Origin of the sequence: Ochrobactrum sp. EDr1-4 (assembly GCF_049199085.1) — a bacterium.
Classification (GTDB): Bacteria; Pseudomonadota; Alphaproteobacteria; order Rhizobiales; family Rhizobiaceae; genus Brucella.
In genome coordinates, this window is sequence record NZ_JBLZOF010000001.1 from 749,299 (window position 1) to 772,714 (window position 23,416).

Consider the following 23,416-nt stretch of genomic DNA (forward strand, 5'->3'; position numbering starts at 1 on the left):
CCTGACGTCACATATAACGTCTCAAGACGATTTTCCGCTCATAAACTGAATAAAGATTTTTAACACAGGTTTGGAAATTTTGAAGAATATCATTCATAAAAATCAAATACTAAGCTTTATGGATATTATAATGATATTCACGGTTTTGTAGAAAATCTGTGCTCTCTTATAGGCTGTTACAACTGATAATTGCGCATTGGATGACCACACCTCATTCTGACAGATTTGTTAGTTGATTGAAGCAATCCAATTTGCTTAATGAGGCCCATGCTTTTACACGACAAACACCGCCTCGCTGTTCTCACTTCCTACAACACGATCGAGATGGGCCAGGACCGTACACTGGATGCGCTCTGCAATCTCGTGTTGTCGACGTTTGGCGTGCCAATGGCTGCAGTTTCACTTGTTGACGAGCATACCACGCATCACATTGGCATGGCTGGATGTGTGTTTGGCGATGTGCCAAACGAGAACACTTTCTGTTCGCATGCCATTGAAGGAACTGACCCGTTTCTCATTGAAGATGCAACGAGCGACTACCGCTTTGCGACCAATCCGTTTGTGAAAGAAGCTCCGGGTATCCGGTTTTATCTCGGTGCTCCACTCATTGCGCCAGATGGATCGACGCTTGGCGCGATTTGCGCGCTTGATACTAAGATCAGACAATGCACAGCGGAAGAGAAGATCAAGCTTGCTGGCCTTGCCAGCACGGCTGTCGAAATTCTCAATATGCGCCGCGTTTTGCGTGAAGCGCGCAAGCTCGCTCTTGTTGATGGGCTAACCGGCATTGCCAATCGAACCGGCATTGAGCTGGAAATCGAAAAAGCCATCATGGCTTCGCGCAATCACGGCCTGCCATTCTCACTTCTCTATTTCGACGTCGATCATTTTAAGCAAGTCAATGATCAGCGTGGTCACTCTGCGGGTGATGAATTGTTGCGGCTGATCGGTGAAACACTTGCCGAGCGCAATCGTCCCGATGAAATTAGCGCACGGCCCGGTGGCGACGAGTTTATCGTATTGCGATTGGGCGGCACCAAAGCCAGCGACCTCGCAGAAGCACACAATATCAAAGCATTGCTGGACGATGCTGTTTCGCGTGCTGGTTTTCCGGTTAGCTTCTCAATGGGGCTTGTCAGCTTCAGTGCTGCCCCCAATGATGTAGCCGCAGCACTTTATGCGGCAGACGCTCTTCTTTATGATGCCAAGCGTCGCGGCAAAAATATGATCTCCGCGGGCGAACAGAAGTGACAACCGACGCCGTCACTTTTGAGTGAAACTCTCAATACGCGTAATCGCGGCGGTTGATCTTGTGTCAGTTCCGGCTATTTTCGTGCAGTTTCCGCATAAATTGGCGAGGATTCTTCATGATCTGGACTCTGTTCGGCATTCTTTCTGGCGCATGTATCGCAATACAGGCACCAATCAATGCAGCGCTGGCGCGTGGCCTTGGCTCACCTGTGACGGCTGCCGCCATCTCATTTTTGTCAGGTGCCGTCATTCTTGGAATGATTGCCGCGATAACCGCACGCGCAACAGGTGCTATGCCAAACTTCAACGTGCCTGCGGGCTGGTTGTTTGTGGCTGGTGGTGCGCTGGGCTGCATCTATGTGACAACATCAGTTCTGCTCACGCCTCGCATCGGGGCCGCCGCCGTGATGGGGCTTGCTGTGGCCGGACAATTGCTGGCTGGGCTTGCCGCAGACCGTATCGGCTTTATGGGTATCGCTGTTCGCGAAATCACTGCCGGGCGTATTGCGGGAGCTGTCTTGCTGCTGACCGGCGCGCTGATGATCCGCTTTCTTTAGAGCCCATTTTAGGCGCATCTTGTTCCGAAAACCGTTTCACACTTTTCGGGATGCTCTTATATAAAAAGCGCGCCATTAATCTGACGCGCTTTTGTCTTTTACGAAAATGCAGGCTTATTGCTGAACATATTCCAGCGTCAGCGTTTCAACACCAGCTGACAGTGCAGTGCCCTTTTCGGTGTCTACAGCCAGCGGCTGAAGCGTGAAAGCCTGACCAGTTCCACCAACCAGAACCTGAACACCTGCGCCAAGACCAAGGCTTGCATCCGCTTCTGCACCAGCATAGGTGCCAGCAAGTGCGCCCGGCTCAATGGTGGTGGTTGCGGCGAGAACAGTCCAGGTCATCTGGCCGCCAGTGGTTTCACCGAGCTCCAGACCATACTGATCGATCGATCCGTTATACTGCTGCGACAGGCCATTGCCATTCGACAGCGTGCAGCTAACCTTCTGCTTCTGCTCAATGATCAGGCCAATGCCAGCCGACACATCACAGGAGAGCACACCAACTTCGGCGCTGACCTGCGCAGAACCGGAAGTCGTTGCAGCCATAAGAATAGAAGCACCAAGCACCCAAATTGCTTTTTTCATCATGAACTCTTCCCAAAAAATCTGCGCAGTTATTCCACGCAACCATGTCTTCGTAAGGGAACAATACTTAAGATTGCGCTTAAAAATGAATTATCTTTTGGTATGGGTCTGACTATCTGAATAGCTTCGCATGAACTTATAAGAAAAACCCCGGCTTGCGTAAACAAGCCGGGGTTTTGCGCTTAACCTTTGAAGGTATATTCCGTAATCGACTGCGGCTTCATTTCAATCGAGAAGCCTGGCAGCGATGGCGGCATATAGGCCGCATCCTTGATGATGCACGGCTCGATGAAATGCTCGTGCAAATGATCGACATATTCGATCACACGACCGTCCATGGTGCCAGACACGGCAACATAATCGATCATCGACAGATGCTGCACATATTCACAGAGGCCAACACCGCCTGCATGTGGCCAGACCGGCTTGTTATATTTCGCAGCAATCAATAGAACGGCCAGCACTTCGTTCAGACCGCCCATGCGACATGAATCGATCTGAACAATGTCAATCGCGCCTTCTGCGATGAACTGCTTGAACATGATGCGGTTCTGGCACATTTCACCCGTCGCAACCTTCACGTCGCCAATGGCTTCACGAATTTTACGATGACCTGCAACATCATCCGGGCTGGTTGGTTCTTCGATGAAGAACGGCTTGGAGAAGGCAAGCTTGTTGACCCATTCGATTGCCTGCTCGACTTCCCAGACCTGATTGGCGTCGATCATCAGATAACGATCCGGACCGATAACCTCACGCGCAATGGTGAGACGACGAATATCGTCTTCGAGATCGCGGCCAACCTTCATCTTGATGTGGTTGAAGCCTTCATCAATGGCTTCCTGACACAGGCGACGCAGCTTGTCGTCGCCATAGCCGAGCCAGCCAGCCGAAGTCGTGTAGCAAGGATAGCCAGTGGCTTCGAGCTTCGCGATACGCTCAGCCTTCCCACTTTCCGCCTTGCGCAGAATCTCAACCGCTTCGTCGCGGGTCAACACATCGGTCAGATAGCGATAATCGACAATGTCCGCGATTTCTTCTGCTGACATTTCCGACACCAGACGCCAGACCGGCTTTCCGGACTGCTTTGCCAGCAAATCCCAGAATGCATTGACCACGGCACCCGTTGCCAGATGCATCGCACCCTTTTCAGGACCGATCCAGCGCAGCTGGCTGTCGCTGGTCAGATGACGCCAGAACTTGCCCGGAGCCTCGCGCACCACATCGAGATCAACGCCGACCACCAAATGGCGCATGGCAAGAATTGCCTGACAGCAGATGTCGTTGCCGCGACCGATGGTGAAAGTGAGACCATGGCCTTTCAGCGCCTCATCATCCGTATCGAGGATAACATAGGCTGCCGAGTAATCCGGGTCAGGGTTCATTGCGTCAGAGCCGTCCAGACTTTGCGAAGTCGGGAAACGGAGATCGAAGACGCGCAGATCAGTAATTTTCGTCATGATTTATCCGTGATCAGACCATGCTCCCCACCCATAAAAACGGGCTTCGGGGAGCATGTTCAAAAGAATTAAACGTCAGCGCGCACGTTCTGTTTCTGCGTGCCGAGACCTTCGATGCCGAGCTCGACAACGTCACCAGCCTTGAGGTAGCGTGGTGGCTTCATGCCCATGCCAACGCCGGGAGGCGTGCCGGTGGAGATGATATCGCCCGGCTGCAAAGACATGAACTGTGACAGGTATGAAACCAGATGACGCACGCCATAGACCATGGTCTTGGTCGAGCCGTCTTGCATGGTTTCGCCGTTGACTTTGAGCCACATGCCAAGGTTTTGCGGGTCGGCAACTTCGTCCTTCGTCACCAGCCATGGACCGGTTGGGCCAAATGTGTCGCAAGACTTGCCTTTGGTCCACTGACCGGCACGTTCGATCTGGAAAGCGCGTTCCGAGACGTCATGCAGCGTGCAGTAGCCAGCGACATAATCAAGCGCGTCGTCTTCCGAAACGTATTTCGCGGTCTTGCCGATAACGATGCCAAGCTCTACTTCCCAATCGGTCTTTTCAGAACCGCGCGGGATGAGCAGATCGTCGTTCGGGCCAACGATGGCCGAAGTCGCTTTCATGAAAATGACTGGCTCTGGCGGAACAGCCATGCCGGATTCTGCTGCGTGATCGGCATAGTTGAGGCCGATGCAGATGAACTTGCCAGTGCCTGCAACGCATGGGCCGAGGCGTGGGTTGCCTTCGACCTTTGGTAGTACATTCACATCGAGCGAGCCAAGCTTTGCAAGGGTTTCAGGGCTGAGAACGGCACCCGATAGATCGCTGACATGCGCCGACAAATCACGGATATTGCCGTCTGCATCAAGAAGGCCTGGCTTTTCCTGACCCGTTTCGCCATAGCGAAGAAATTTCATGAGTTTACTCCTTGTGGGGATTTTCGGCAGCGAACTTAAATCGTCCAGCCACCATCGATGTTGTACGCCTGACCAGTCGTGTAAGTGGCACCCGCGAGATAGACCGCGAGATCGGCAATTTCTTCCGGCTGGCCGATACGGCCTATTGGCTGACGCGCGATGAAGGCTGCACGCTGCTCTTCATAATCGCCCTGCGCACGCAGGCGATCCTGCAGTGAAGGACTTTCAACCGTACCGGGGCAGATGGCGTTGCAACGGATGCCCTTGGCAACATAATCGGCAGCAACAGCCTTGGTCAGACCGATGACAGCTGCCTTGGTGACGCCATAGGCAAAACGGTTCGGCACGCCCTTCACACTTGAAGCGACCGACGCCATGTTGACGATGGCACCGTCTTTGCGCTCCAGCATACCCGGCAGCACGGCCTGAATGGTGCGGATCATCGCCTTGATGTTGAGATTGATCGCGAAGTCGAGGTCTTCGTCCTTCATTTCCAAAATCGAACCGCCATGGACGACGCCCGCGCAGTTGAACAGAATATCGATCTGACCGATCTCGGCCACGAGCGCCTTCACTTCTGCTTCGTCAAGCACGTTGAGTTTGCGGGTGATGATACCCGAAACGCCTTCGAGTTCCTTCAGCGCTGCTTCGTTGATATCGGTCGCATAGGCCTTGGCGCCTGCTTCTGCAAAAGCCAGCGCACTCGCACGGCCAATGCCCTGAGCCGCCGCCGTGATCAGTGCGGTTTTTCCATCAAATCGTATCGTCATAGTCATGCCTTCCGTTCAACAAGCAGGATGTGGTCACAAGCAAGCACCACTTCATCCCGCTGATTAAGCACTTCGCACCGCTCATTCACGCGGCCCATATTTGCCCGTTTCGGATCGTCTTCCTTAGCGCTGATCGTCACGCGCGTGCGGATCGTATCGCCAATATGCACCGGGCGCACGAAGCGAAGGCGATCATAGCCATAAGAAAACGCAACAGGGTTAATCAGCGTGGCGGTCAGGCCGACGCCGATTGCAAAGACCATCGTGCCATGGGCAATTCGCTGACCGCCCGGCAAGGTCTTTGCAAATTCCGCATCCATGTGGTGCGGAAAGAAATCGCCCGTATGCCCGGCATGAACTACGAAATCGGTTTCGGTGATCGTGCGGCCATAGGTGATGCGCTGATGGCCCAGTTCGTAATCTTCAAAATAGATCGTCTGTTCAGACATGATCAAAACTCCGGTTTTGCAGCAAGCGTCGTGGCGGGCGCAGCGCTTGACTGATAAGCGGCTTCGACCAGTGCCATCGTGTGCCATGCATCTTCGACCGAGCCGATCAGTTCTGCATCTTCACCAGTGGCGAAACGCTGCAACTGCGCCATGCGGTTTAAGAATGCGTCCGGAAACCATGCGCCTTGAAGTGCGACCTGCACCCAATCGCCTCCGCCCTTTGGCTTGATCCAGAGCTCGTCCGGTTCACCACGCGGATAGTCAAGATTGACGCCGAGTTTCACGTAAGCAGCGCCCTCGGTGCCGCAGATACGGAATTCGCAAGCCTGAAACTTACGGCCAAAATCATGGTCGTGATTGATCGACAGCGCACAGCGCACGCGGTTGCCATAATCAAGAATTGCAGCGGTGCGGGTCTGGGCGACCTCGTGGTTCGGATGCCCGATGGTCTTGGCATGAACACCTTGCGGATTACCAAGCAAACCGCGTACGAAATCCAGATAATGGATCGAATGCATTGCTATCTCGATACGTGGCAGACCTTTGAGGAACGGCCACAGACCCCAAGGGGTCGCAAGCGCCAGCCATGCGTCGAAATCCACCACTTCGCCGAGCAAGCCCTTATCTACGGCGTCGTAAAGAGCGAGCATCATCGGCGCGAAACGCAGCTGGAAATTCACCGCAGCTTTCAGATTACGCGCGCGGCAAACTTTCAGAATTTCCGTAGCTCGCTCAAGATCGCTGCCCATCGGCTTCTGGATCAGAACAGCCGCGCCTTCTGGCAATTGCGCGAGGATCGAAGCATGAGCGGAAGGCGGCGTTGCCAGATCGAAGATCGCGTCTTCAACCGCAATTGCTTCCTCAAGACTTGCAAAAGCCTTCACGCCCCATTTGTCGGCGAGTTCTTTGACCTTATCAAAATTTGGGTCGAAAATGCCAGCAACCGGAAAACCGCCCTGCTTATAGGCTGGCAAATGCGCGTCGCCGACAATGCTGCCCGCGCCGAAAATCACGATTGGTTTCGGTAAGCTCGGCTTCGGCCACCATTGGCGCAGGGCTTTCGGATCAAACGCTTCAGTCATGATGGAAAACCTCCTCCATCATCGCCCACCATTCACCCTCTTTTCGGGTTTCAAGCGGCTTCTGGCATGGCATACAGACTGACCACCATTCCTGATTTTTCGGATTATCGGCCATCTTCTTCATGTCGGCTTCAAAGTCGGTGCCGACATAGTCCCATGTGCCAAACAACAGGTTTTCAGGCTCTTTGAAAAAGATCGTGTAATTGGTGATGTTGCAGTCGGTAATGAGTGAGAGAATTTCCGGCCACACGCTCGCGTGCAGCTTTTTATATTCTGCGATCCTCTCAGGCTTCAGCCCGATCACCATGCCCATTCTTTCAGCCATTATGATCTCACGATCTCGCGGGTGAATTCAGAAACCGAGCGCGCACGCACGGCATCCCAATCCCACGAAATGCCAATGCCCGGCTCGGAAGGTGCAATGGCGTGGCCATCACGAATTTCCATGCCCTTGGTGGTCAGGTCATCAAGCTGCGGAATATATTCGACATAGCGCCCGTTCTGCACGGCACAGGTGAGGCTGACATGCAGTTCCATCAGGAAGTGCGGGCAAACCGGAATATCGAAGGCTTCTGCGGTGTGCGCAACCTTCAGCCAAGGCGTGATGCCGCCAATACGCGCCACATCCACCTGCACGATGGAGCAAGCGCCCTTCTGCATATATTCGCGGAAATGACGAATGGAATAGATCGATTCACCAACCGCAATCGGTGTCGGGGTGGAACGGGTCAGGCGGATATGACCATCAAGATCATCCGCCGGAAGCGGCTCTTCAATCCATGCCAGATCAAGCTCTTTCAGGCGCTCGGCACGACGGATCGCTTCATCCACGCTAAAGCCCTGATTGCAGTCGGTCATGATTTCAAAGCCATCGCCTACAGCTGCACGCACCGCCGAAAGACGCGCATAGTCTTCCGAACCATGTGGCTTGCCGATCTTCACCTTAGAGCCGGAAAACCCCTTGGCTTTGGCTTGCAAAGCATCCTCGACCAGCGCTTCTTTTTCGATATGCAGCCAGCCGCCTTCGGTCGTGTAAAGCGGACAACGATCCTTGGCACCGCCTGCAAGCTTCCACAGCGGCAGGTTCTGCTTTTTCGCACGCAAATCCCAAAGGGCGGTATCAACGGCGGCGAGAGCCAAAGCCGTTATTGCGCCAATGGTTGTGGCATGGGTCGCAAATTCGAGCTTACGCCAGATCGCTTCGATGCGATCAGCGTCTTCATTCAAGATAAGCGGAACCAGATGATCGCTCAACAACCGCATGACGGATGAGCCGCCGGTGCCAATGGTGTAGCTGTAGCCCGTACCGACCGCACCATCACTATCAGTGATAGTAACAATCGGCGTTTCCTGACTGACAAAGCTCTGGATCGCATCGGTGCGTTTGACCTTCGGCGGAAGGTCAACCATGCGCAGTTCAACTTTTTCAATCCGTGCCATGTTTAAACCGCCAAGCTCTTGCCGCTCGCCGCATCAAACAGATGCGCCTGCGACAGATCAAACTGCATCGGAATAACCTCGCCCGGATGCAAATTGCGCGGGTTCAACATGCGCGCAACCCATTCCTTGCCTGCAAATTCAGCAAAGACCAGCGTTTCGTTGCCGAGCGGTTCGGTGATGGAAACGGTGAGATCCGTTTCATGCACGGCATCACCCGAATAAAGGCCATGACCTTTCGGGAAAAGATCATCCGGGCGTAGGCCGAATGTGACCTTAGCGCCTTCGGTAACCTTTGCCTTGAACTGTGCAGGTACCGGCAGACGCTGACCATTGGCAAAGACCAGTTCCGAACCCTGCACGGTTGCTTCCGCCATATTCATCGGTGGTGAGCCGATAAAGCCCGCAACAAACTGCGTATCCGGGCGCTTAAACACTTCGTCCGGCGTGCCGACCTGCTCAATATGACCATCACGCATGATGACGATACGGTCAGCCAGCGTCATGGCTTCGACCTGATCATGCGTCACATAAACGACTGTCGACTGCACTTTGGCGTGAAGCTTCTTGATCTCGGTGCGCATCTGCGTGCGCAGCTTCGCATCGAGGTTAGAAAGCGGTTCGTCGAACAAAAACACTTCCGGATTGCGCACGATGGCGCGGCCCATGGCAACGCGCTGACGCTGACCGCCCGAAAGCTGTGCCGGACGGCGTTCCATCAGCGCTTCAAGCCCAAGAATGGCTGATGCTTCATTGACGCGACGGTCAATTTCCGTCTGCGGCTGCTTTGCTATTTTCAGCGAGAAACCCATGTTTTCGCGCACCGACATATGCGGATAAAGCGCATAGGACTGGAACACCATGGAGATGTTGCGATCACGCGGCGGCAGATCATTGACCACCTTGCCGCCGATTTCGAGCGCACCATCCGAGATGCTCTCAAGACCTGCGATCATGCGCAGCGTCGTGGACTTGCCACAGCCCGACGGGCCAACAAGCGCTACAAATTCCTTGTCGGCGATTTCGAGATTAATGCCATGCACCACTTCGACAGTGCCATAACGCTTAACGAGATTTTTAATGGAAAGCTGAGCCATTTTATATCAACCTTTAACCGCGCCGAACGTCAGACCAGCAACAAGGTGCTTCTGAACGATGAATGTGAGGGTCAGCGCCGGAATAATCATCACAACCGCCAGCGCGCACATGCCACGCCAGTCGATGGTGAATTCAGCGGTGTAATCGAGAAGACCGACAGGAAGGGTCTTGGAATTGACCGAGCGGGTAAGCTGGGAAGCCAGCGCATATTCGTTCCATGAGGTGAGGAAGGCGAAGATGCCTGCGGTGGCAATGCCGGGACCAGCCAGCGGAAACTCCACCTGCCAAAAGGCCTGCCAGCGCGTGCAGCCGTCAATCTGGGCTGCTTCCGCCAGATCCTTCGGCACCTGACGGAAAAAGCCATCGATCAGCCAGATCGTAAACGGCACATTGAGCGCCACGTAGGTGACGATGAGACCAAAATGCGTGTCGATGATGCCGATGCGCGAATAGAGCATGAAGAGCGGTAGCGACAACGCAATGCCCGGCACCGAGCGCGTCAGCATGAGACCTAAGAATGTCGTTGACTTGCCCCAGAAGCGGAAGCGCGCAAAGGCATAGCCACCCGAAATGCCGACAACCAGCGCGATAATGGTGGATGTGACCGAAATAATCAGCGAGTTTCGGAAATAATCCCAAACTGGAATGCCGCCGCCGCCTGCACCCGAAAACATCGCATAATAAGCATCAAGCGTGATTTCCTGCGGAATCCAAACCGGCGGCTTTGCCATGATTTCGACCGGCGGTCGCAGTGAGGACAGCACGATCCACAGACCCGGCAAGCAGATGATTGTCATCGCTAAGAACAGGCCGATGAGATAGGCGACTTTCTTAACGCGGCGCAGCAGGCGATGCTGTTGGTTACTGAGTGTCTTGTGAGCCATGATTACCACTCCGCTCCGATTTGCGCGCGTGCGGCAGCAAGCTTGCGGAAGAACATTACGGTGAAGATGATCGAAAGCAGGATCGCGACATAGGCCATGGCATTGGCCAGTCCCATTTGCGCATCCGAATAGGCGGTGCGTCCAACCAGTGTCCAGATCAGCTCGGTTCGCCGTGCCGGTCCACCATCGGTCATGATCTTCACGATGTCATAAGCGCGTGCCACATCAAGCGAACGAATAGTCATCGCTATGAAGGCAAAAGGCATCAGATAAGGCCAGATCACATAGCGGAATGTCTGCCATGGCGTGCAGCCGTCAACGCGGGCTGCTTCCACCGGGTCTTGCGGCATGGACAGAAGACCGCCCAGAATGAGAATCGCGAATACCGAGGTCGACATCCAGACTTCTGCCATCAGAATAGCAAACAGTGCCAGATTGCCGTCGATCAGCCACGGAATAGCCTGACTGGTAATGCCAAGCGATTGCAGCGCATTGTTCACTAGACCAATATTGTCGTTGAACATGAACTTGAACTGGAAGCCGACCAGAACCGGCGAAAACATCATCGGGAACATCATCAGCGTGCGCAAAACGCGCTGGCCATGCGTGGCTTTGTTGATGAGCAGCGCCAGCCCAAGGCCGAGCAGCATTTCCAGATTAAGCGCAATGGTGAGGAAGATCACCGTGCGAATGAATGCAGCCCAGAACACCCAGTCGGTCATGATGCGCTCATAATTGCGCAAGCCGATAAAGGTGAACAAGCTGTCGGGACGCGTCAGCCGGAACGGCGTGAAGCTTGAATAAAGCGAAAGCGCAAGGGGAAACAGAACCACCGCTGCGAGAATGATGAAGGCCGGAAGCAAAAGCAGAACCGGCGGGGAAATTCGTTTAAACATTGTTCTTCCGAAGCGATTGTAAGCGCATCAAGGCACACGCGCATCCTATCCGAAAACCGCTACGCGCTTTTTGGGATGCACTTGAAATGGCCCGCCCGTTAAGAGCGGACCATGAAGTCACAGGTTTAAAATCACAAGGCGAAATCAGAGTTCGCCAGCGTCCTCAAGGATCTGCGTTGCCTTCTTGGCTGCATCGTCAAGAGCCTGCTGCGAGGTCTTGTCGCCAAGAATTGCAGCCTGAAGCTCAGGATAAACAGCGTTGGAAATCTCGATCCATGATGGCGTCTGCGGAACCGGGAAAGCGGTCTTTGCCGTTTCCTGGAACACCTGAAGAACTTCCTTCTTATATGGATCAGACGCAGCCTGTTCGATAACGTAATCCCAGACAGCTGTGCGGGTAGGCAATGTGCCAGCCGACGATTCTTGCTTCTGTGAATCTTCATTGGTCAGGAACCAGACAAGCGATGCGGCAGCATCTTTGTTGTCGCAGGATTCTGTAACCGAGAAGCCGTGATGACCAGACCAGCCAGTGCGTTTGCCGGAAGAGCCTTCCGGTGCAACAGTCACACCGACATTACCAGCGACCTTTGACGACTTTGGATCGTTGAAATAAGTCGCCCAGCCCGGCCAATCCAGATTGAGGGCGATGGTGCCGGACGCGAAACCTGCGCCGAGTTCATCCCAGAGATAGTTGGTGGTGCCAGCAGGAACGGCCTTCGCCTTGTAGACGTTTACGAACCAATCAAGCGCACGCGCACCGGCTTCCGAATTAAAAGCTGGCTTGCCGTCTTTGTCGAGATATTCGCCGCCTTCAGCGACCAGCATTTCATAGAAGCGGCCATTGATGGCTTCTTCCTTGCCTGCAAACTGCGTGCCGTAGAAATTTGGCGGATCAGCAAAGAACACAGCCTGATCGGAAACTTCTTTCCATGTCTTAGGCGGTGCGAGATCGTAGCCGTATTTTGCCTTGAATTCTGTCTTCTTGGCGTCGTCCTCATAGAGGCTCTTCTGATAGTAGAGCGCCGACACGTCATATTGCGCGCGCGGCAGCATGATCAGCTTGTCGTTGAGCGTCGAAGCCTTGATCACCGATGGCACAAAGCCTTCGATTTCTTCTTTCGGAACCAGAGCGTTCAGATCGGCATAGAGATCAGGATATTGTGGCGCGAAAGACGAGTGATTGGAACCAACACACCAATTGATCGAACGCGAAGCGATGTCGGATTTGATTTCCTTATCCAGCTCGAAGTGATTCTTCTTGGACAGGATATTGACCTTAGCACCAGTCGCCTTTTCCCATTCCGCAATGCGCGAATAAAGCGCTTCGTATTGCTGACCGCCGATCAGCTTGGCGTTGATGGTAACGCCTTCAAATTTGCCCGGAAGGTCAGCTGCCCCCGCAGAAACCATACCCAACGCAAGCAGAACAGAACCTGCCAGCACGGATGTCGTAAAATTCCTCATGCTTTCCTCCTCATGACGGACATCTCCCGTGTCCACACCCAATTGTAAATTGTGTATTTATATGCAAACATAATATTCACAGCCGGTCAAGGCGCTTTCGATGTAATCCTATCTTTCATCGCGCAAGATATTCGTATATGAAGCAAGCCATTCATGAGGGGAAGAGACTTGGAAACAGACGATCGCTACCGCGCACCCGCACTGGACAAAGGGCTGGATATTCTTGAATTACTGGCCAGCGTCGATGGTGGATTGAGCCAGGCCGAGATTGCTAAATATCTCGACCGTAGCCCGAATGAATTTTACCGTATGCTCGACCGCCTGGTGAAGCGTGGTTATGTGACCAAGCTTGAAGGCGACCGCTATTCGCTCACGCTCAAGCTGTTTGGTCTTGCGCATCTGCATGCGCCCGTGCGCAGGCTAGCATCGTTCGCCACGCCCTTTATGCGCGAGCTTGCCGACCGCTCGAAACAGGCCAACCAACTGGCCGTATTTGATCGCGGCTCAGTTGTCGTGATCGCGCAGCAGGAGGCGCCGGATTACTGGGGAATTTCGATCCGTGTTGGCTCTCATATCAGTCTGTTTGACACCGGCTCGGGTCACACTTTGCTGGCATTCCGCTCACCGGAAGAACGCAAAATGATGATTGCCGAATATGTGAAAGGCAGCGAAAGCGCACAGCTCGATGAAAGCTTCTACGAGCGCCTCGATCAGATTCGCGAACGCGGCTATGAAATGATGCCCAGTGCGCAGGTGGCTGGAGTTTACAATCTGTCCGCACCGATTCTGGGACCGGACGGCACATGCATTGCAGCCCTCACCTGTCCTTATGTCACGCTCGTGAACTCCGCATCCGCACCTGACATCACACAGACGATCAATCTCCTGCAAAAGACCGTCAAAGAACTGTCCAAACTCGTTGGTTCAGACATCGGAACAACAGAATAATCGAGATTGATAATTCTTATTTGAAAACTCTCTTCGTTTTTGAAAGAATGACATTGGAGGAGAGTTTTCTATGATTATCGATACCCATCTGCACCTGATCGACAAAAGTGCGCTCAATTATCCATGGCTTGGCGACGTTCCAACGCTCAACCGCGACTTCCTTTTTCAAACCTACAGGCAGCAGGCGGAACGTTGCGGGATCAAAGCCGCATTGCATATGGAAGTGGACGTTGCGGCGGATAATATTCAGGCCGAAACTGATCATGTTCAGAATATTTCAATCACCAATGGCGGCTTCATTAAAGGTGCAATTGCATCCTGCCGCCCGGAAGAACCGGACTTTGCCGCGTACTTGGAACAGAGCCGCAGCAATCCTTTCATCAAAGGTTTTCGCCGCGTGTTGCATGTTGTGCCGGACGATCTGTCTGAAGGTGCATTGTTTCGCGAAAATATCAAACGACTTGCAGGCACTGGCCTGACCTTTGATCTCTGCACACTCCCACACCAGATCGACAAAGTGCTGGCACTTGCAGACCTCGCTCCAGACCTGCAATTCGTGCTCGATCATTGCGGCGTTCCGGACATCAAATCGGGTGCGCTGGAAGTCTGGAAGAAGGGCATCACCGAGATTGCGCAACGCGACAATGTGGTCGCTAAAATCTCTGGCGTTGTCGCCTATGCCGATTCTGAAAGCTGGACCGTCGACACGCTGCGCCCCTATGTCGAGCATGTGATCGCTTCATTTGGCTGGGAGCGGATTGTCTGGGGCAGCGACTGGCCGGTCTGCACACTAGCAAGCAATGTTGATGCCGGGCTTTCGACATGGGTGGCGACAACCCATGCGCTTCTTGAAGGATGCAGCGAAGACGAAAAAGCGTTGCTTCTCTGTGAGAATGCAACGCGTCTCTGGAAACTGTAAATTTGATCAGGCTGGCGGTAAACCGCCAGCCGAGCATTATTGATCAGAAGCTTTCGCGGAAAAGCCGATTGAGATCGGCGACGACGACTTCCGCCTTCTCCTTGTCAAGCAAGGCCCTGTTGATCCGTTCGGAAGCAGCTTCCTGAAATGGCATGTAGCCATCGTGACGCGGACGCACCCATGCACCTTCCAGCGTCGCGCGCGTATCGCGATAAAAATCGGACGTCGCTTTATTCACAACATCATCTTCCCATGCATCCGCATGTCCGGGCTGGCCGTTAGAAGCCGCATAGAGCCCCTGCTGCACATCACCGCTGGCAATCCAATAAGCGAAGTCGATTGCTGCTTCGGGATGCTTGCTGAAGGCTGACACCGCAATGCCAGTACCGCCCAGAGCAGAGCCAGCAACGCCCGCCGCACCCGCTGGAATATCCGCAAAGCGGATCAGACGTTCACGAAAACCTGGCATTGCATAATTCACATAGCCATAGATAAGCGGGGAACACGCAATGTCGGAATCAGGCTTTGCCATTTCCTCAAACACTGCAATTGGGTCCATGCCGAAACATTCCGGCTTCACCAGCGACGCAATTTCGCGCAACTGCTCAAAAGCTTTGGCACCATCTTCAACCGAGATCAGCTCGCCTTCAACCGCGCAAGGCGTTCCGGCATTGGCAACGAGTGTATAAAAACACATCAGCGAATGCGGTGAACGCAGTGGCAGCAGAACTTTCCCGGCGCGTGCCAGACGCAGCACCTCGCCCCATGAAGTGGCTGGCTTGTCCATCAGGTCAGGACGCCATGCCTGAACCTGTGTTGCAGCATCCAACGGAAACGCCCATTGCCGCCCCTGCCAGTTATAGCTTGGGAACGACCGGCCCACAGAGCCATCGGCCAGCTCTTTGAGTTCCGCTTCACGCCCCGGCACATCAAGCGGCACAAGGCAACTTTCCTTGGTGATCTGGCCGACATGCGGATGGTCGATCACGATCATATCGAAATTGCGTGCCAATTCCTCAACCGGAAAGGTCTCGAAATCCTGGAGCGACCGCTTTTCCCATTCGATCTCGACGCCCTTGTCCGTAAGCCATTGTTCGGCCCCCGCAACCATCGGATCATAGCCGCGCGGGTGGCTCCAGGTCATGCCTTTAAGCTTGATCGTGCTCATAGACCGAACTCCTCACGGATTGCTTTGCTGTTCTCGCCAATGCGTGGTGCGGCACGTGCCACTTTCGGGCGCTGTCCGTTGATGCGCAGTGGGGAACGTGTGGTGGTGATGGAAACATCATCTTCACGCGTTACCGTCTGGAGCATGTCGAGGGTTGAGAAACCTTCGCTTGCGAGCAGTTCTTCCCAATTGAGAACGCGGGCACACCAGATATCAGCTGGTTCCAGAATGGAGAGCCATTCATCGACAGTCTTCGTGGCAATACAATCAGCGATCAGCCGCTTGATTTCATCGCGCTTGGCAAAGGCGAGTTTTGCATCCTCAATGAAAGGCGAAAGTGTATCAGTTGCAAGCAGTGGTGCGAGTTTCGCAATCGGCATCATGGCGATAGCCAGATAACCGTCCGCTGCCGGATAAACACCATAAGGTGCTGCAAGATAGGCATGGGCACTGCGGAAATCTGACCGTTTTGGTAGGCGGCGACCATCATTTAGATGCGTGGTCAGCACTTCAAATTGGAAATCGACCAGCGCTTCAAGAAGGCTGGTTTCGACATGCGAGCCTTTGTTGGTGATGCCACGGCGAACCAGTGCTGCGAGAATGCCCTGCGCTGCCGCAGCGCCTGCCAGCATATCCGCAACCGCCAGACCGAATGGCACCGGCCCCTGCCCTTCATCACCATTGAGCCACATCAGGCCAGAGCGCGCCTGTGCAAGCAGATCCTGCCCCGGACGCCCGACCCATGGCCCTTCTTCGCCATAACCACTGATCGATGCATAGACGAGACGCGGATTGATCTGCTGAACGGCTTCATAATCAAGGCCAAGACGCTTGATGACACCGGGCCGGAAATTCTGGATGACCACATCGGCCTGCGTGAGAAGCTTCTTCAACGCCGCCAGATCGTCGGGATTTTTGAGGTCAATCGCGAGGCTGTCTTTGCCACGATTGATGGCATGAAAAATCGTGGAATCGCCACCGATTTCCGTATCGCTCAGATAAAGCCTGCGCGAGAGATCGCCACCATCGGGCCGTTCAATCTTGATGACGCGTGCGCCCAGATCCATCAAACGCAACGAGCAATAAGGCCCCGACAAAAACTGGCTCATATCGACAACGACAAGCCCGCTCAGCGGCAGTTCGCTTTCCGACATCGGGAAATTCCCTCCTCATGAATTTCTTATGTGAATATAGTCTTCACATATGGATTTATAGAAGGCAAGGCTGAAATTGGTCTCTTAGAGCGCATTTCGATCTGATTGAATCAGATCGGCGCTCTGACCTCTTATTTTGACGCGCATCTTTTTCCGAAAACCGTTTCACACTTTTCGGGATGCGCTCAATACAAAAACGCCGCCCGGTGGGGCGGCGTTTTGTAAGGAAATAGGCTGACGATCAAACTTCGTTGCTAACCTGCTCCAGCAATGTCCACACGTGGTCAGCGAACGAGTTCCACACTTCGATGCGGTAATGATCAGCGTCCCATTTCAACAATATGATCTGGGCATGATCAAAGATGGTGCGCGTAGCACCCGGATGCTGCATCTCAGAAAGATTGAGCGGCGATGCTGCATTAAGCAGCCACTCCGCTTGAGGACCGGAAATATCGATCCCGGTTTCGCGGTGACTGACTTCCGTCAGGCTATGAACCTCTGTCTCATAGAGCTTGGCAAAAGCCTGCGTGATCGCTACGCCCTTGCTTTCATCAGCCCAGATATACCATTCATCCGGGCCAAGGCAGGCAACGGCAGTATCATCCGTGCGGATCAGATCACCGATTTTCGTCGGGATTTTTGCACCGAGCGCCTTTTCAGCTTGCGCGAGCTTTGCAGGTGCAATGCGCAGGACAAAGCGAGCGGCATCTTCTGCCGCGTGGATTTCCACACGGCCGGAAATGACGACCTTGCGGTTCGAATAAGGTTTTGTCTCAACAAGCATGGTTCAATCCTTATCCGTTCAGTTTCTTACCTTCAGGGTCATAGAAGACCATGCCCGACACGATCGCTTCATGCACACTGCCATCCGGCATCGGCATATAAAGCGTTTCACCCATCCGATCCTTGCCGCCCGACACAACCGCCATTGCAATCGACCGGCCAAGCGCCTCGCTCCAATAAGAAGACGTAACATGACCAAGCATGGTCATTGGCACAGCCTGTTTCGGATCGGCAACGATCTGCGCGCCCTCTTCCAGCACCAGCTTCGGATCGTTGGTTAACAGACCAACCAGATGCTTGCGATCCGATTTCAGCATGTCCGGGCGCGTCAGCGAACGCTTGCCGACAAAGTCCAGCTTCTGCTTGCCGACGGCCCAGCCTAGGCTTGCATCATCTGGCGTGATCGTGCCGTCCGTATCCTGACCGACAATAATATAGCCTTTTTCCGCGCGCAAAACGTGCATGGTTTCGGTGCCATAAGGCGTAATGTCATATTGCTGACCGGCCTCGTAAAGCGCCTTCCAGAGCGACAGACCATAACGGGCGGGTACGTTGATTTCATAGCCCAGCTCGCCCGTGAAGCTCATACGGAACAAACGCGAAGGCACGCCCAGGAATTTACATTCCGCGACCGACATATGCGGGAAGGCTTCATCGGAAATATCCAGACCTTCAACCATTGGCTCGATGAGCTTACGCGCATTCGGGCCATTGATTGCGACCACTGCCCACTGCTCAGTGGTCGAGGTGAGCGAGACTTTCAGGTCAGGCCATTCGGTCTGGAGATAATCTTCCATCATGTTCAACACACGCGCGGCACCGCCGGTTGTGGTCGTCACATGGAAACGATCCTGCGTCAGACGACCAACAACACCGTCATCGCGGATGAAACCATCTTCGCCAAGCAGCAAGCCATAACGGCAGCGCCCGACACCAAGCTTTGTCCATGGGTTGGTGTACATGCGGTTCATGAATTCCGCAGCATCCGGGCCAACCACTTCGATCTTGCCGAGCGTTGATGCGTCGAACATGCCGAGCGACTGACGGGTTGCCTTGCATTCACGCGTCACGGCCTGATGCATGTCTTCGCCAGTTTTTGGAAAGTACCATGCGCGACGCCACAGCGAGACCGGCTCGAAAGCAGCGCCATGCTGTTCAGCCCAGCTATCAATGGGCGTCTTGCGCGTGACATCAAACAGTTTGCCGCGATTATAACCGCAGAAGGAACCAAAGGTCGTCGGCGTATAAGGCGGGCGGAAGGTCGTGAGACCGACTTGCGGCGTTGGGCGCTTGAGAGCATCGGCTGCAACCGCCAGACCGTTGATGTTGGACGTCTTGCCCTGATCTGTCGCCATGCCGTTGGTGGTATAGCGCTTGACGTGCTCGATGGAATGGAAGCCTTCGCGCACGGCCAGACGAATATCCTTAGCGGTCACATCGTTCTGGAAATCGACAAAAGCCTTGGCCTTGCCCGGATCGCGATCCGTTGGCAGTTCACGAACACTGACACCATCGCAGACAAAATCGCCAGCTACGGCATATTCCGACGCCTTGGCCTTGTGACCGGCATCAGAGGCCGCAGCAGCTCCCGCTTGAGCACCCTCACGCAAGGCAGCCTGCAAATCGGAATTGCCATTGCCCGCACCAGCACAGCGGCTTTCTTCAGTGCGTTCGCCCGGCAGATAAATCTGGCGGGTCTCGTCCCAAACCAGCGAGCCCTTTGTGTGCGAGAAAAGATGCACGCTCGGATTCCAGCCACCCGACATCAGCAACACATCGCAGGCAATCGTGCGCGCAGCACCGACCGAGCCGTTAGAAACCGGATTAGCGCGGACCGACGACACACGATGGCGTCCGCCTGTGTCCGTCACAGTCCAGCCAGTGAGCGTTTCAATACCAAGCATTTTGGCGCGGTTGATAAGGCTGTCGGCAACGTGTGAACGCACATCGATAATGGCTGGAACTTTGACGCCAGCGACTGCGAGATCAAAAGCGGTAAGCCAAGCGCTGTCATGCGAGGTGACGACGACAGCCTGATTGCCGACCTTAACGCCATAGCGATTGAGATAGGTGCGTGCGCTCGATGCCAGCATCACGCCGGGACGGTCATTGCCTGCAAAGACCAGCGGCTTTTCGATTGCACCCTGCGCCAGCACCACTTGCTTAGCACGCACACGCCACATGCGTTCGCGCGGCGCATTGGTGTCAGGCTTAGCCTGATGATCGGTCAGGCGCTCACAAAGCCCGACCATGTTCTGATGGTAATAGCCAATGGCTGTGGTGCGCGGCAAAAGCGTGACATTCGGATTGGCTTTGAGTGCAGCGATGGTCTCGTCCAGCCAATCCCAGCTTGCGCGACCATTGATGACCGGCTCTGGTTCCGACAGAAGCGAGCCGCCAAATTCGGACTGCTCATCAACGAGGATAACTTTTGCGCCACTCTTAGCAGCTTCTAACGCTGCTGCCAGACCGGCAGGTCCACCACCGGCAATCAGCACATCGCAGAAAGCATAGCGGCTGGCATAGGTGTCTGGGTCCGGTTCAGACGGCGATTTTCCAAGACCGGCGGCACCACGGATGAAAGGCTCATAGACCTTGTTCCAGAAGCTCTTCGGCCACATGAAGGTCTTGTAGTAAAAGCCTGCCGAGAAGAACATGTAAAACGCATCATTGATCGCGCCGACATCATGCTTCAGCGATGGCCAATGGTTTTGGCTCTCAGCCTTAAGACCGTCGTAGAGTTCCAGCACCGTTGCGCGAGTGTTCGGCTCGTAGCGGCCCGGTCCGCGAGAAACGCCCATCAGCGCGTTTGGCTCTTCGGAACCTGCCGACAGAATGCCGCGCGGGCGGTGATATTTAAACGAACGACCGGCCAGATGTTCGCCATTGGCAAGCAGTGCGGATGCCAGCGTGTCACCTTCAAAACCGGAATAGGTCTTGCCGTTAAAGCTGAACCGCACGGACTTGGCCTTGTTGACACGGCCTTTATTATTCAAACGCATATCGGTCATTATTTTATCTCCGCAGCCGGAGTTTCTGCCAAAGCAGGACGAGGCTCACCGGCCTTGTAGGTGGTGACAAACTTGTCGCTTACCGTGTCGCGCACCGCATTGAAGAAGCGACCGCAGCCATTGATATGCCGCCAGCGTTCAAAATGCTTGCCGCGTGGATTTGAGCGTGTGAACAGGAAATCGCGCCATTCTTCATCAGAAAGCTGGGATGGATCGGCAGGACGCGCAATATGCGCTTCGCCTACATAGGCGAATTCCAGTTCCGGGCGTTCCATCTCGCAATAAGGGCAACGGATTAAAAGCATTTTGTGTTCCCCTATTCCTTAGTGAGCAACTGCGGCGGCAGCCGCTTCGTCGATCAAACGACCAGTCGCGAAACGTTCCAACGTGAACGGCGCGTTGATCCAATGCGGCTCATCTCGTGCGATGGTATGCGCAAACACATTGGCCGAACCCGGCGTTGCCTTAAAGCCGCCCGTACCCCAGCCGCAATTGACATAAAGACCCGGCACCGGCGTCTTGCCGATGATCGGCGAACGATCAGGCGTGACATCAACAATACCGCCCCATTTACGCAACATACGCATACGCGTGAAAATCGGGAAGATTTCGCAAATCGCCGCCAGTGTGTGTTCAATCAGCGGCAGACCACCGCGCTGGCTGTAAGACGTGTACTGATCAGTACCCGAACCAATGACCAGCTCGCCCTTGTCCGACTGGCTGATATAAGCATGAACGCTGTTCGACATGATAACGCATGGAACAATCGGCTTCACCGGTTCAGACACCAGCGCCTGAAGCGGGAAGCTTTCCAGTGGCATCCGCACACCAGCCATATCCATAACAATCGACGTGCTGCCCGCAGCCGACACTGCAACTTTCTTGGCTTTGATAAAGCCGCGTGGTGTTTCAACACCCGTTACACGGCCCGATGCATCGCGACGGATACCCGTCACCGGACAGTTCTGAATAATATCCACGCCACGCTCAGTCGCGCCGCGCGCATAACCCCACGCAACCGCATCGTGACGAGCCACGCCACCGCGCCGCTGCAACGTAGCGCCAACAACTGGATAGCGGGCAGTGGGGGAAATATCGAGCGGCGGGCAATATTCCTTCGCCTGCTCTTTCGTCAGCCATTCATTGTCGATGCCATTGAGGCGATTGGCATGAATATGACGCTTGAAGCTCTGCACATCATGCACCGTATGCGCCAGCATCATTACGCCGCGCTGCGAGAACATAACATTGTAGTTGAGGTCCTGGCTCAAACCTTCCCAAAGCTTCATCGAATGTTCGTAGAGATGCGCGCTCTCATCATAGAGATAATTGGAGCGGATAATGGTGGTGTTGCGTCCCGTATTGCCGCCGCCAAGCCAGCCTTTTTCGATGACTGCGACATTGGTAATGCCATGTTCTTTGGCCAGATAATAGGCAGCACCCAGACCATGACCACCAGCGCCGACGATGATCACATCATATTCGGCCTTAGGCTCTGCATTGGGCCATTGTGGCTTCCAGTTCTTGTTGCCGGATAGCGCGTTGCCAACGATAGAAGCTAACGAAAAGCGGGACATATACAAACCACCAGTCTTACGGTTCACGCTCCCATGTGGCGCATGAAAAACCTCTGGCGATATTTGTATTGGTTCAAGCGGAGAATGGAAAGCAGACTTGCGTCATAAGACGTCATAAATACGACATTACCACCATTTCGCGACATACCCGCAGACGCCTTTTGAGAGTTGCTATTATCGCGATAGCCAGACAGTAATGGAATGAATTTGACATTATACGCCTAACGCTTTGATCGGATTGCCAATGACTGACGCGCTGCCACTTAAGCCACTCAACCTATCTGAAAGCGATTTCACAAGTCTTGTTCCGAACGCCAGATTGCGACAGCAGTTCCAGTTTATTCTTGAAGTCGAAAAGCTGAAGCAGGTCATTCGTCGGACACCGCTGCTGGATGGGTCGCGTCGCGAAAACGATGCCGAACACACCTGGGAACTGGTGCTGATGGCGATGGTTTTGCAGGAACATGCGAATGAGAGCGTTGATCTGTTGCGCGTGCTCAAGATGCTGATCATTCATGATATCGTGGAAATCGATGCTGGCGACACTTTCATCTATGACGATGCCGGGATTGTTGATCAGGAAGAGCGCGAAATACAGGCAGCCAACCGGATATTCGGCATTTTACCCAATGATCAGGCGCTGGAGTTCCGCGCTCTTTGGGATGAGTTTGAGGCGCGCAAAACGGCAGAAGCGCAGTTTGCTCGCGCGATGGATCGACTGCAACCGCTCCTACATAACTTCTTCACAAGCGGTGGCACCTGGCATACGCCGGGCGTGACCGCGCCTGTTGTGCTTGACCGGAAGTCACCAATCTCCCATGCATCCGACACGCTTTGGGAGGCTGCTCAGCGGATTATCGCGGAAGGCGTTGAGCGCGGCTATCTGAAACAATGATAAGCTCCGCCTTTATAATATTAGCATTAAGTAATATTAGAACAAATCCAAAACATTTTTTGGAAATAGGACAATAATATTGTCCTTTTCTCTTTTCTTTTATTGCGTGAA

23 protein-coding genes are annotated in these 23,416 nt (G+C 54.0%); 5 read left to right on the top strand and 18 right to left on the bottom strand.

Annotated features, from left to right (window positions below; translation table 11 throughout):
* Window positions 1–267: 267 nt before the first annotated feature.
* Window positions 268–1,251, top strand: coding sequence for a sensor domain-containing diguanylate cyclase (locus ACOZHT_RS03795; RefSeq protein ID WP_339509404.1), 984 nt, complete (start codon window positions 268–270; stop codon window positions 1,249–1,251).
* Window positions 1,252–1,367: 116 nt separating this feature from the next.
* Window positions 1,368–1,808, top strand: a complete 441-nt coding sequence (locus tag ACOZHT_RS03800; RefSeq protein ID WP_339509403.1) for a DMT family transporter — start codon at window positions 1,368–1,370, stop codon at window positions 1,806–1,808.
* A gap of 114 nt (window positions 1,809–1,922) precedes the next feature.
* Here the strand turns inward: ACOZHT_RS03800 and ACOZHT_RS03805 are convergent, their stop codons facing one another.
* From ACOZHT_RS03805 to ACOZHT_RS03860, 12 genes are all read right to left on the bottom strand, one after another.
* The gene (locus ACOZHT_RS03805) at window positions 1,923–2,399 is read right to left on the bottom strand and encodes a DUF992 domain-containing protein (protein ID WP_339509402.1); all 477 of its coding nucleotides are present in this window, start codon (window positions 2,397–2,399) and stop codon (window positions 1,923–1,925) included.
* A gap of 179 nt (window positions 2,400–2,578) precedes the next feature.
* A complete protein-coding gene (locus tag ACOZHT_RS03810; protein ID WP_421565332.1) occupies window positions 2,579–3,856 on the bottom strand; it encodes an L-fuconate dehydratase in 1,278 nt (425 codons plus the stop codon).
* Window positions 3,857–3,924: 68 nt separating this feature from the next.
* Window positions 3,925–4,770: a fumarylacetoacetate hydrolase family protein gene (locus tag ACOZHT_RS03815; protein ID WP_339509400.1), complete on the bottom strand. Its 846-nt coding sequence runs from the start codon at window positions 4,768–4,770 to the stop codon at window positions 3,925–3,927.
* A gap of 35 nt (window positions 4,771–4,805) precedes the next feature.
* Window positions 4,806–5,540, bottom strand: coding sequence for an SDR family oxidoreductase (locus ACOZHT_RS03820; RefSeq protein WP_421565333.1), 735 nt, complete (start codon window positions 5,538–5,540; stop codon window positions 4,806–4,808).
* Between the two features lie 2 nt (window positions 5,541–5,542).
* Window positions 5,543–5,989, bottom strand: a complete 447-nt coding sequence (locus ACOZHT_RS03825; protein ID WP_339509398.1) for a MaoC/PaaZ C-terminal domain-containing protein — start codon at window positions 5,987–5,989, stop codon at window positions 5,543–5,545.
* 2 nt (window positions 5,990–5,991) lie between these two features.
* Window positions 5,992–7,071, bottom strand: a complete 1,080-nt coding sequence (locus ACOZHT_RS03830; protein ID WP_339509397.1) for a Gfo/Idh/MocA family oxidoreductase — start codon at window positions 7,069–7,071, stop codon at window positions 5,992–5,994.
* On the bottom strand, window positions 7,064–7,396 hold the full coding sequence (locus ACOZHT_RS03835) for an L-rhamnose mutarotase (RefSeq protein WP_339509396.1): 333 nt from the start codon (window positions 7,394–7,396) through the stop codon (window positions 7,064–7,066). Before ACOZHT_RS03835 ends, ACOZHT_RS03830 begins: the two co-directional genes overlap by 8 nt.
* Entirely contained in the window at window positions 7,396–8,511 is a 1,116-nt protein-coding gene (locus ACOZHT_RS03840; protein WP_421565334.1) for a mandelate racemase/muconate lactonizing enzyme family protein, read from the bottom strand. The genes ACOZHT_RS03835 and ACOZHT_RS03840 overlap by 1 nt, the downstream gene beginning before the upstream one ends.
* A gap of 2 nt (window positions 8,512–8,513) precedes the next feature.
* On the bottom strand, window positions 8,514–9,605 hold the full coding sequence (locus ACOZHT_RS03845) for a sn-glycerol-3-phosphate ABC transporter ATP-binding protein UgpC (protein ID WP_339509394.1): 1,092 nt from the start codon (window positions 9,603–9,605) through the stop codon (window positions 8,514–8,516).
* 6 nt (window positions 9,606–9,611) lie between these two features.
* Complete coding sequence (locus ACOZHT_RS03850; RefSeq protein ID WP_421565335.1) at window positions 9,612–10,490, bottom strand: carbohydrate ABC transporter permease; 879 nt, start codon at window positions 10,488–10,490, stop codon at window positions 9,612–9,614.
* 2 nt (window positions 10,491–10,492) lie between these two features.
* Window positions 10,493–11,386 carry a sugar ABC transporter permease gene (locus ACOZHT_RS03855; protein ID WP_339509392.1) on the bottom strand — a complete coding sequence of 298 codons (894 nt, stop codon included), beginning with the start codon at window positions 11,384–11,386 and terminating at the stop codon, window positions 10,493–10,495.
* Between the two features lie 144 nt (window positions 11,387–11,530).
* Complete coding sequence (locus tag ACOZHT_RS03860) at window positions 11,531–12,850, bottom strand: sugar ABC transporter substrate-binding protein (RefSeq protein ID WP_339509391.1); 1,320 nt, start codon at window positions 12,848–12,850, stop codon at window positions 11,531–11,533.
* 153 nt (window positions 12,851–13,003) lie between these two features.
* Here ACOZHT_RS03860 and ACOZHT_RS03865 point away from each other — a divergent pair, with 153 nt between their 5' ends.
* Window positions 13,004–13,798: an IclR family transcriptional regulator gene (locus ACOZHT_RS03865; protein ID WP_250039054.1), complete on the top strand. Its 795-nt coding sequence runs from the start codon at window positions 13,004–13,006 to the stop codon at window positions 13,796–13,798.
* A 70-nt stretch (window positions 13,799–13,868) separates the two neighbouring features.
* A complete protein-coding gene (locus ACOZHT_RS03870) occupies window positions 13,869–14,717 on the top strand; it encodes an amidohydrolase family protein (RefSeq protein WP_421565336.1) in 849 nt (282 codons plus the stop codon).
* 43 nt (window positions 14,718–14,760) lie between these two features.
* Here ACOZHT_RS03870 and ACOZHT_RS03875 read toward each other — a convergent pair whose 3' ends face one another.
* The 6 genes from ACOZHT_RS03875 to ACOZHT_RS03900 all read right to left on the bottom strand — a co-directional run bounded on the left by ACOZHT_RS03875 (window position 14,761) and on the right by ACOZHT_RS03900 (window position 22,410).
* Complete coding sequence (locus ACOZHT_RS03875) at window positions 14,761–15,885, bottom strand: extracellular solute-binding protein (protein WP_339509389.1); 1,125 nt, start codon at window positions 15,883–15,885, stop codon at window positions 14,761–14,763.
* A complete protein-coding gene (locus ACOZHT_RS03880; RefSeq protein WP_339509388.1) occupies window positions 15,882–17,039 on the bottom strand; it encodes a CaiB/BaiF CoA-transferase family protein in 1,158 nt (385 codons plus the stop codon). The genes ACOZHT_RS03875 and ACOZHT_RS03880 overlap by 4 nt, the downstream gene beginning before the upstream one ends.
* Window positions 17,040–17,280: 241 nt before the next feature.
* Window positions 17,281–17,823, bottom strand: coding sequence for a sarcosine oxidase subunit gamma (locus tag ACOZHT_RS03885; protein ID WP_339509387.1), 543 nt, complete (start codon window positions 17,821–17,823; stop codon window positions 17,281–17,283).
* A gap of 10 nt (window positions 17,824–17,833) precedes the next feature.
* On the bottom strand, window positions 17,834–20,833 hold the full coding sequence (locus tag ACOZHT_RS03890) for a sarcosine oxidase subunit alpha (protein WP_421565337.1): 3,000 nt from the start codon (window positions 20,831–20,833) through the stop codon (window positions 17,834–17,836).
* A complete protein-coding gene (locus ACOZHT_RS03895) occupies window positions 20,833–21,138 on the bottom strand; it encodes a sarcosine oxidase subunit delta (RefSeq protein WP_421565338.1) in 306 nt (101 codons plus the stop codon). The genes ACOZHT_RS03890 and ACOZHT_RS03895 overlap by 1 nt, the downstream gene beginning before the upstream one ends.
* An 18-nt stretch (window positions 21,139–21,156) precedes the next feature.
* Complete coding sequence (locus ACOZHT_RS03900; protein WP_310012373.1) at window positions 21,157–22,410, bottom strand: sarcosine oxidase subunit beta family protein; 1,254 nt, start codon at window positions 22,408–22,410, stop codon at window positions 21,157–21,159.
* Between the two features lie 244 nt (window positions 22,411–22,654).
* Here ACOZHT_RS03900 and ACOZHT_RS03905 point away from each other — a divergent pair, with 244 nt between their 5' ends.
* Entirely contained in the window at window positions 22,655–23,305 is a 651-nt protein-coding gene (locus ACOZHT_RS03905; protein ID WP_339509384.1) for an HD domain-containing protein, read from the top strand.
* The last annotated feature ends 111 nt before the right edge of the window (window positions 23,306–23,416 follow it).

Bases quoted from the DNA above. Each gene is read 5' to 3' on its own strand.
- ACOZHT_RS03795 (WP_339509404.1), top strand. From the start codon at position 268: ATGCTTTTACACGACAAACACCGCCTCGCTGTTCTCACTTCCTACAAC.
- ACOZHT_RS03800 (WP_339509403.1), top strand. From the start codon at position 1,368: ATGATCTGGACTCTGTTCGGCATTCTTTCTGGCGCATGTATCGCAATA.
- ACOZHT_RS03805 (WP_339509402.1), bottom strand. From the start codon at position 2,399: ATGATGAAAAAAGCAATTTGGGTGCTTGGTGCTTCTATTCTTATGGCT.
- ACOZHT_RS03810 (WP_421565332.1), bottom strand. From the start codon at position 3,856: ATGACGAAAATTACTGATCTGCGCGTCTTCGATCTCCGTTTCCCGACT.
- ACOZHT_RS03815 (WP_339509400.1), bottom strand. From the start codon at position 4,770: ATGAAATTTCTTCGCTATGGCGAAACGGGTCAGGAAAAGCCAGGCCTT.
- ACOZHT_RS03820 (WP_421565333.1), bottom strand. From the start codon at position 5,540: ATGACGATACGATTTGATGGAAAAACCGCACTGATCACGGCGGCGGCT.
- ACOZHT_RS03825 (WP_339509398.1), bottom strand. From the start codon at position 5,989: ATGTCTGAACAGACGATCTATTTTGAAGATTACGAACTGGGCCATCAG.
- ACOZHT_RS03830 (WP_339509397.1), bottom strand. From the start codon at position 7,071: ATGACTGAAGCGTTTGATCCGAAAGCCCTGCGCCAATGGTGGCCGAAG.
- ACOZHT_RS03835 (WP_339509396.1), bottom strand. From the start codon at position 7,396: ATGGCTGAAAGAATGGGCATGGTGATCGGGCTGAAGCCTGAGAGGATC.
- ACOZHT_RS03840 (WP_421565334.1), bottom strand. From the start codon at position 8,511: ATGGCACGGATTGAAAAAGTTGAACTGCGCATGGTTGACCTTCCGCCG.
- ACOZHT_RS03845 (WP_339509394.1), bottom strand. From the start codon at position 9,605: ATGGCTCAGCTTTCCATTAAAAATCTCGTTAAGCGTTATGGCACTGTC.
- ACOZHT_RS03850 (WP_421565335.1), bottom strand. From the start codon at position 10,490: ATGGCTCACAAGACACTCAGTAACCAACAGCATCGCCTGCTGCGCCGC.
- ACOZHT_RS03855 (WP_339509392.1), bottom strand. From the start codon at position 11,386: ATGTTTAAACGAATTTCCCCGCCGGTTCTGCTTTTGCTTCCGGCCTTC.
- ACOZHT_RS03860 (WP_339509391.1), bottom strand. From the start codon at position 12,850: ATGAGGAATTTTACGACATCCGTGCTGGCAGGTTCTGTTCTGCTTGCG.
- ACOZHT_RS03865 (WP_250039054.1), top strand. From the start codon at position 13,004: ATGAGGGGAAGAGACTTGGAAACAGACGATCGCTACCGCGCACCCGCA.
- ACOZHT_RS03870 (WP_421565336.1), top strand. From the start codon at position 13,869: ATGATTATCGATACCCATCTGCACCTGATCGACAAAAGTGCGCTCAAT.
- ACOZHT_RS03875 (WP_339509389.1), bottom strand. From the start codon at position 15,885: ATGAGCACGATCAAGCTTAAAGGCATGACCTGGAGCCACCCGCGCGGC.
- ACOZHT_RS03880 (WP_339509388.1), bottom strand. From the start codon at position 17,039: ATGTCGGAAAGCGAACTGCCGCTGAGCGGGCTTGTCGTTGTCGATATG.
- ACOZHT_RS03885 (WP_339509387.1), bottom strand. From the start codon at position 17,823: ATGCTTGTTGAGACAAAACCTTATTCGAACCGCAAGGTCGTCATTTCC.
- ACOZHT_RS03890 (WP_421565337.1), bottom strand. From the start codon at position 20,833: ATGACCGATATGCGTTTGAATAATAAAGGCCGTGTCAACAAGGCCAAG.
- ACOZHT_RS03895 (WP_421565338.1), bottom strand. From the start codon at position 21,138: ATGCTTTTAATCCGTTGCCCTTATTGCGAGATGGAACGCCCGGAACTG.
- ACOZHT_RS03900 (WP_310012373.1), bottom strand. From the start codon at position 22,410: ATGTCCCGCTTTTCGTTAGCTTCTATCGTTGGCAACGCGCTATCCGGC.
- ACOZHT_RS03905 (WP_339509384.1), top strand. From the start codon at position 22,655: ATGACTGACGCGCTGCCACTTAAGCCACTCAACCTATCTGAAAGCGAT.